We start from the raw sequence: 713 nt of genomic DNA on the forward strand, positions 1-713 counted from the left end.
CGGTCGAGTCCCCGCCGGTCGGGCCACCGACCGACAGCGCCAGCCCGATCGCCGCGATCTCGCCCGGCGGGGGGGCCGGACGGCCGGATACCGGATCGATCCCGTTCGAAAGAAGGACGATGCGCCGCATCATGCCCCGCCCCCCTGCAACAGGGCCAGCAGGGCCGGCATCACCGCCTGCGCGTCGGCGATGATCGACAGCCCGGCACGGGCGACGATCGCGGCATGCAGGTCGGTATTCACCGCCACCACGTGCTCGACCTTGCCCAGCCCCTGCAGATGCTGCGGCGCGCCGGCGATGCCGAAGGCCAGGTAGCAGCGCGCGTCCAGCACCGTACCGGAGGCACCGACCTGTGCCGCGCGCGGCATCGATCCGGCATCGCAGACCATGCGGCTGGCCCCCTCGGTCGCGCCAAGCGCGTGGGCTAGCGCGTGAAATGTTTCGAAATCCGTGACGCCCTGCCCTGCCGACACGACAAACGGCGCCTCGGACAACGGGATTGCGCCCGCCGGCGCGGGCACGATCGGCCCGAACACCAATCGTCCGGCCGGGTTCGAAGGCGGGATGGGTGCCTCCAATATCCGTCCTTCGCACGCGTGCCCGGCATAGGGGGCCACCCGGTCGCACGGCAGGGTGATGATCCGCGCCACGGCCGCGACGCGCTCGGACCGGCCGCCCCGGCATGGCCGGACGCCCTGGCGGACGCTCAGCG

The 713-nt window shown here is 72.7% G+C and carries 1 protein-coding gene; it reads right to left on the reverse strand.

Features of this window, described 5'->3' with window-relative positions:
- Positions 1–129: 129 nt before the first annotated feature.
- A partial coding sequence (locus tag HUK84_RS21435) for an FAD-binding protein (protein WP_176641951.1) occupies positions 130–713 on the reverse strand: 584 nt, incomplete at its 5' end.

Source organism: Nguyenibacter vanlangensis, from assembly GCF_013376155.1.
Taxonomy (GTDB): domain Bacteria; phylum Pseudomonadota; class Alphaproteobacteria; order Acetobacterales; family Acetobacteraceae; genus Gluconacetobacter; species Gluconacetobacter vanlangensis.